7 protein-coding genes are annotated in these 6,109 nt (G+C 63.1%); 3 read left to right on the top strand and 4 right to left on the bottom strand.

Features of this window, described 5'->3' with window-relative positions:
* Window positions 1-436 precede the first annotated feature (436 nt).
* A complete protein-coding gene (locus tag B3605_RS07560) occupies window positions 437-1,807 on the top strand; it encodes an MATE family efflux transporter (protein WP_112945200.1) in 1,371 nt (456 codons plus the stop codon).
* A gap of 76 nt (window positions 1,808-1,883) precedes the next feature.
* Here B3605_RS07560 and B3605_RS07555 read toward each other — a convergent pair whose 3' ends face one another.
* Entirely contained in the window at window positions 1,884-2,855 is a 972-nt protein-coding gene (locus B3605_RS07555; protein ID WP_183795352.1) for an AraC family transcriptional regulator, read from the bottom strand.
* Window positions 2,856-2,976: 121 nt separating this feature from the next.
* On the opposite strand from B3605_RS07555, the gene B3605_RS07550 reads away from it, so the two are divergent.
* Window positions 2,977-4,014 carry an SDR family oxidoreductase gene (locus B3605_RS07550; protein ID WP_112945204.1) on the top strand — a complete coding sequence of 346 codons (1,038 nt, stop codon included), beginning with the start codon at window positions 2,977-2,979 and terminating at the stop codon, window positions 4,012-4,014.
* Between the two features lie 44 nt (window positions 4,015-4,058).
* Here the strand turns inward: B3605_RS07550 and B3605_RS07545 are convergent, their stop codons facing one another.
* The gene (locus tag B3605_RS07545; RefSeq protein ID WP_162725010.1) at window positions 4,059-4,361 is read right to left on the bottom strand and encodes a hypothetical protein; all 303 of its coding nucleotides are present in this window, start codon (window positions 4,359-4,361) and stop codon (window positions 4,059-4,061) included.
* Between the two features lie 120 nt (window positions 4,362-4,481).
* On the opposite strand from B3605_RS07545, the gene B3605_RS07540 reads away from it, so the two are divergent.
* Window positions 4,482-4,859, top strand: a complete 378-nt coding sequence (locus B3605_RS07540) for a VOC family protein (RefSeq protein ID WP_112945197.1) — start codon at window positions 4,482-4,484, stop codon at window positions 4,857-4,859.
* A 61-nt stretch (window positions 4,860-4,920) separates the two neighbouring features.
* Here B3605_RS07540 and B3605_RS07535 read toward each other — a convergent pair whose 3' ends face one another.
* Both B3605_RS07535 and B3605_RS07530 read right to left on the bottom strand, forming a co-directional pair.
* The gene (locus B3605_RS07535) at window positions 4,921-5,346 is read right to left on the bottom strand and encodes a GFA family protein (protein WP_112945196.1); all 426 of its coding nucleotides are present in this window, start codon (window positions 5,344-5,346) and stop codon (window positions 4,921-4,923) included.
* Between the two features lie 69 nt (window positions 5,347-5,415).
* Window positions 5,416-5,946 (bottom strand): AAA family ATPase, encoded by a 531-nt coding sequence (locus tag B3605_RS07530; protein ID WP_112945195.1) that lies wholly within the window; start codon window positions 5,944-5,946, stop codon window positions 5,416-5,418.
* Window positions 5,947-6,109: the final 163 nt, after the last annotated feature.

The raw sequence follows: 6,109 nt of genomic DNA, 5'->3' as shown, positions 1-6,109 counted from the left end.
ACGGCTCCCGTTGGGGAGAAGAGACTCGTGGCAGAGCCTCGCGATATTCTCACCTACATGACGGCTTGAAATCAAAGCCTACGATGAGGCAGAGCGTCACCACCAGCCCCTTCTCCCCAACGGGCAGAAGTGCCGGAGCGACAGCGAGGCGATGAGGGGGTGGAGCGGGAGCGACGCCCTGAGCGGCAAGCGATGGGCACTCAACCCTCACCTCTCCTCTTGCAAACTCATCTCCACCTAACGCCACTCCGCCAGTTTTCGAATTGACAGCCCCGCGTCAAAATGATTGATCCGGTGCAGGTTTCGAGTGCCTGCCGCCTGCGGACGCAAGTCACGGTAAAAGCTCGACGTGGATATCATCTCACCCTCGAAGCATTTCGTTGGTGGCAATGCAGGCTCCCTCCTCAATCGAAATGCCTCATTTGAGGAGTGCGTGATGTCTGCGAGACAATCACCTGATAATCGATTCCTGACCGCGCCCGTGGGCCGGACCTTTGCCACGACCGCCTTGCCGATGGTGGCCATCATGACGATGAACGGCCTGCTCGGCATCGTCGATGCCGCCTTTCTCGGACGCTTTGTCGGGGAAGAGGCCATAGCGGCCATCAGCATCGCGTTTCCCGTTCTGCTGCTCACTATTGCGCTTTCGACGCTTGTCGGCAGCGGCATGTCCAGCCTGCTTGCGAGACAGCTCGGCGCCGGTGCGCGCGAAGAGGCGGGCGCGACCTTTGCCCGGGCGCATGGCCTGGCCATCCTGATCGGCCTGGCGCTGATCCTGCTCTTCCTCGTCGGCGGCTGGACGTTTGCAACGCGGATGGCGGGAGCTGCCGAGCCGGTTGCCAGGATGGCGTGGGTGTTTCTGATGATCACCCTCTTGGGCACGCCGCTGCAATTCCTGCTCGGTATCCATGCGGATGCCTGGCGCAACGAAGGCCGGGCGGGGAGCATGGCGCTGATGTCGCTTGGCGTGACAGCGACCAACATCCTCTTCAACTACATCCTGATCGTACCGCTTGCGATGGGCGTTGCGGGGTCGGCCTTGAGCACCGTTTTGGCGCAAGGGGCGGGCCTTGCTCTTCTTATCGAGGGGCGACGACGGTCCCGGGAGATGATGCCGCTTGGCGTCTTGCGGCGGAACGCATGGTATGGGCAATGGAGGAAGATCGCGGCACTCGGCGCTCCCGTCAGTCTCACATTCCTGGGGATGGCGCTGACGGCGACCTGCGTGGTTCTTGCGTTGCCGTCGTCGGGCGAAGGCCAGTCGCAGGCGGTCGCGGCCTATGGCATCATCACGCGCATCCTCGGTTTCGCCTTCCTGCCGCCGATGGCCGCTGCGCTCGCCATGCAGAGTATCGTCGGCAACAATGTCGGAGCCGGGCGCTGGGATCGTGCCGACCGGGTTCTGCGGATCGCCGCAGTAACCGCCTTCATTTACGGCGCCGCCGTGGAACTGTTGCTTCTGACACAAGGCCGGCTGATCGCCTCCGCCTTCATTGCCGATGCCAGCGTCATCGAGGAGGTCGCCAGAATTCTCAAGCCGATGGCGGCGTTCTATCTGTTTTCGGGACCGGTCTTGGTGCTCGCGCTTTACTTCCAGGCTATTGGCCGGCCTCTACAGGCCGGGTTTCTGACGCTGATGAAGTCCTTCGTGCTTGTTCCGGTCGCCATCATTGTCATTGCCGCTTTGCTCGACCGAACGGCCATATGGTTCGCCTACCCGATCGCCGACGGGCTGACCGTGGCGATCGCTGCGGTGGTTCTCGGCGCGGTCGCGATACGCGGCGAGGAGCGGACGAGACAGGCGTGACGGAGCCGACGACCTGTCGGGCATGAAAGCGTGGGAGGCGCCCAACATTGGCGGCTCCTGCGCAACACCCACGTCGTTAGCCCGCATATGCCGGATCGTGCGATACCAACTCACCCTCATCGCCGGCATCCAGCCCATTCACCGCCACCCGGTAAGCCGACGGCGATCTGCCGTTCACCCGCTTGAAGGCGTTGCTGAAGGCGCTCTCTGAAGTGTAGCCGAGCGAGCGGGCGACGGAGGCGATGGGGGTGCGGGCTTCGCGCAGCGCCCGTTCGGCAAGGCGCATGCGCCATTCCGTAAGGTAAGCAAGCGGGGTGACGCCGGAGACGGACTTGAAATGGACGGCAAAGGAGGTGCGCGACATGGCGCAGGCGCTGGCGAGTTCCTCCAGGTGCCAGGCGCGCGCGGGTTCGCCATGCATCAGGCGTAGCGCAGGCGCGATCCTGGGTTCCGCCAGTGCCTTCAGCCAGCCGGCGGGCATGCGGTCGGCGGCGCTCAGGTGCGAGCGCAGGATTTCGATGAAGAGCAGCTGGGTCAGCTGCGCGGAGGCAAGCGCCGCCCCCGGCTGGCCGATATCGCGCTCCTCGATCAGCCGGTCGAGCAGCCAGCGGAAGATGGCTGCCTGCGGCGAGGCGGCGCGGGTGTGGATCCAGGTGGGCAGGATATCCGACAGCAGGCCGCCCCTCAGCGGATCGAGCGCGACATGGCCGCCGATATGGGCGAAATCATTGCCGTCGCCCAGCGTCACCAGCCGCCGTCCCGTGCCCGTGAAGATGCTCATGGCGTCGACCGGCTGAAGCGCGGGATCGCTGGAGAGAACGAAGCTGCGCTTCTTGGCGAGGAGGCCGACGTCGCCTTCCTCGAAACGGATCGGCTCCGCCTCGCCCTCCAGCGTGACCCAGCAGCCACCCTTCACCACCGCGAAGAACTTGATCTTGTCGCGCCCCGGAAAGGCGATCGACCAGGGACCGCTGGCTGTAAAGCCGCCGGTGACGATCGCCTCGGCTTTCGTCAGGCTCAGGACATCGGAGAAGGGGTCGGTCAGCATTATCGAACTATCGCGCAAGGGAAGCGGATTTTCAAGCATTCACAGTACGGACTTGGCTGCCTACCTTCCCGTCATCAAGTTCGCCGCGATCCGATGCGGCGGCATAGACATGAGGCAGGTTATGACGACTGACAACAAAGACACGCTCGTTCTCGTCACCGGCGGCACCGGGTTCATCGCGCAATATTGCATGCTGGCGCTGCTGAGAGACGGTTATCGCGTGCGCACCACCATCCGCTCAGCCGGACGGGAGGACGAGGTGCGGGCGCATCTGAAGGCCGGCGGCGTCGATGCGGGCGATCGGCTGTCCTTCGCGATCGCCGATCTCGATCATGACGAGGGTTGGGTGGAGTCGGCCGCTGGCTGCACCTATGTGATGCACGGCGCCTCTCCGACGCCATCGGGCGACCAGACGCGCGAGGAGGACTGGATCGAGCCCGCCGTCAACGGCAATCTCAGGGTGCTGCGCGCGGCGCGCGACGCCGGCGTCAGGCGCGTGGTTCTAACATCGGCTTTTGGGGCCATCGGCGTCGGCCACGGGCCGGACCACCGGCGGCCGTTCGACGAGACCGACTGGAGCAATCTCGATGGCAATGTCGCGCCCTACCAGAAATCGAAGACGCTGTCGGAGCGCGCCGCCTGGGAGTTCATCGCCCGCGAGGGCCAAGGCATGGAGCTTTCGGCGGTCAATCCGGTCGCGGTCTACGGCCCCGTTCTCGGCGCCGACTATTCGCACTCAATCCGGCTGATCGCCAACATGATGAAGGGGCAGCCGGGCTGCGTGAACGTCAATTCCTGCTGCGTCGACGTGCGCGATGTGGCGGACCTGCACCTGCGCTGCATGACCGACCCCGCGGCTGCCGGCGAGCGCTTCCTTGCCACCGTCGGCGACAGCCTATGGATGGTCGAGGTCGCGAAGCTGCTGCGGCAAAGGCTGGGTGACGCCGCGGCGAAGGTCTCGACCGATGTCTGGCCCGACGAGCAGGTGCGCATCGCCGGCGAGACGAATGCGCAGCTGAAGGCCGTGGTGCCGCTCCTCAACTACGACATGAACGCGACGGGAAAGAAGGCCGAGCGCCTGCTCGGCTGGGCACCACGCTCGCGGGAGGAGGCGATCGTTGCCTGCGCCGAGAGCTTGGTTCGGCTTGGGTTGGTCTAGGGGCGCATCCCTACGATCAGGGATGGCGCCGGTATCGATCGGCGTCATCGGTCGTCGCGGGTCAGTGCCGTGATGGCGTCGATGATCGGTCCATTTCCGGCGTTGCCTCTGGAAACCGCTTTCCAGCCATTGTCGATCAGCTTGCGTGAGCAGGTTTCCTCATGAAGCTGCCGAAACGCGACGTTGTCACCAACGATGATGACCAGCAGCTCGCTCATCCATTGCGGGATTGCGACCTTTCCTGTCGCCTCGGTCGGCATATTTTGGTTCTCTTCGGTGGCAATCTCCGCGCGGCACGACCAACATGGCCGCGCAGAGGTGGCAGCACCTTTGGCATTTGCGGACAACGCCGTTTGCAAATATAAGAAATGCCGAGGCACCGTCCTTCTTGTCAAAACATTGAAGTGCCAGACGTTTTTCCGCACCGTCGGAGCCGTTGCCGCAGCTTCTCAGAAGGAGATTGAGCGATGAAAGAGATCGCTGATCACGGTGTCCGTTTCGGACGTATCGCCGCCATGCTTCCCGTCGCAGACATCGACCGCGCGTTTCGTTTCTATGCCACGGTTCTCGGTTTCACGAAGGTTTTCGAGAACGGCAACCCTGTCGGCTTCATGATCCTGAAGCGGGATGCCGGCGAACTGCACCTGACCCTGCAGCCACAGCACAAGACGGCCAACTTCAACGTCGCCCATCTGATGGTGGACGACGTCGACGCCCTGCACGCGCGCTGCAAGGAAAATGGCGTGCGGATCATAAAGGGATTGCAGGACAAGGACTACGGCTTGCGCGCCTTCGTCTTCGAGGACGTCGACGGCAACCGAATCGATGTCGGGCAGATCATCTAGCCGTCGCCCTGGAACCCGGGCTGTGTCGCATGCCCGGGTTCTTCCGTTGCGACATTCCAGTTCATACGGTCTTCTCGAACCGCAGCACCCCCGCGACCCGCGATCCGCCGCCAGCATCGGACGGGTGAGCGACACCATCCACGACCTGCACTTCGGCGAAATCGAAGGGGCTGACGCCTTCGAGGACGGCGACGTTGATGCCGAACTGGCTGGTGTTGGAGCGGCGCTGGTGGTGGGTGTAGATGCCGCAGGTCTTGCAGAAGTAGTGCTTCGCCGTGCCGGTGTGGAACTGGTAGAGCGTCAGATTGTCCTCGCCCTCGACAAACTCGATGTCATCGAGATTGGCGGAGGCGGCAATCGCCCCGCGCATGCGGCAATAGGAGCAGGTGCAGCGGCGGATGGTGTTGAACTCGTCCGTCAGCCGCACCTTGAACTTTACCGTGCCGCAGTGGCAGGCGGCGTTATGCTGAGGTCTTGCGTCGGTCATGGGGGTTACCTTGTGATGTCGTGGAGGTGTTCGAGGCGGGTGCCGGCCGCGGTATCGGATCGTCTATCGTTAGCCGGATGCGGCGCATCTCGCCAGGATGTCGTCGATGACGGCGTCGAGTGGTGCTGTGGCGTCGATGACCGTGGCAGCGGAGGGGATATCCTCCTTGGTCGCGTGCAGCCGCAGGACTAGTTGCTGTTCGGCGGGGCTTGCGCCGAATTCATCGTCGGGCCTGGTTGCCAGTCTCTTCATCAGCGTGTCCGCATCGATGTCGAGGACGAAAACGTGGTCGAAGAGATCGATGAAACGATCGAAATTCCTGGAGCCGCCACAGAAGAAGGAGATCGCGTTGCTTTGGTCCTCGACCAGGGCCTTTACCTTGTCGATGTCCCAGAGATGGTGTCGGTGACCGAAGGCGATATCAACCAGATTTTGCCGGGGGGCGGCGTCGCTCAGGGGCTCGCCTGTCACCGGATCGCCTTTATAGGCGAGCTCGCGGTCACCATGGACGACATGGTAACCGCGCTGCTGCAAGCCTGTCGCAACCGAGGTCTTGCCGGTGCCGGACACGCCTTCGATCAGAACGTTTCTGACGCCCATTTTGCTCTCATTCGATAAATCATGGGTATTGTTGGCGAGGCACACAGACTAGCGGTGCCGGTGGTGCCTTCTAGCGGAGAATTCTATCATATTTTCGACAGTGAGATTGGGACTGGGCGCCTGCGGGCGGATCGTCGACGGCGTGCCGTGGGTTACCCCCCTC

It is taken from the genome of Rhizobium sp. UBA1881, assembly GCF_002338015.1.
GTDB lineage: Bacteria > Pseudomonadota > Alphaproteobacteria > Rhizobiales > Rhizobiaceae > Rhizobium.
This window is presented reverse-complemented; position numbering and strand designations above follow the sequence as displayed.

What these genes read in the sequence shown, in the direction of transcription:
- B3605_RS07535 (WP_112945196.1), bottom strand. Translation starts at nt 5,346, where the DNA reads ATGACCGACGCAAGACCTCAGCATAACGCCGCCTGCCACTGCGGCACG.
- B3605_RS07550 (WP_112945204.1), top strand. Translation starts at nt 2,977, where the DNA reads ATGACGACTGACAACAAAGACACGCTCGTTCTCGTCACCGGCGGCACC.
- B3605_RS07560 (WP_112945200.1), top strand. Translation starts at nt 437, where the DNA reads ATGTCTGCGAGACAATCACCTGATAATCGATTCCTGACCGCGCCCGTG.
- B3605_RS07555 (WP_183795352.1), bottom strand. Translation starts at nt 2,855, where the DNA reads ATGCTGACCGACCCCTTCTCCGATGTCCTGAGCCTGACGAAAGCCGAG.
- B3605_RS07540 (WP_112945197.1), top strand. Translation starts at nt 4,482, where the DNA reads ATGAAAGAGATCGCTGATCACGGTGTCCGTTTCGGACGTATCGCCGCC.
- B3605_RS07530 (WP_112945195.1), bottom strand. Translation starts at nt 5,946, where the DNA reads ATGGGCGTCAGAAACGTTCTGATCGAAGGCGTGTCCGGCACCGGCAAG.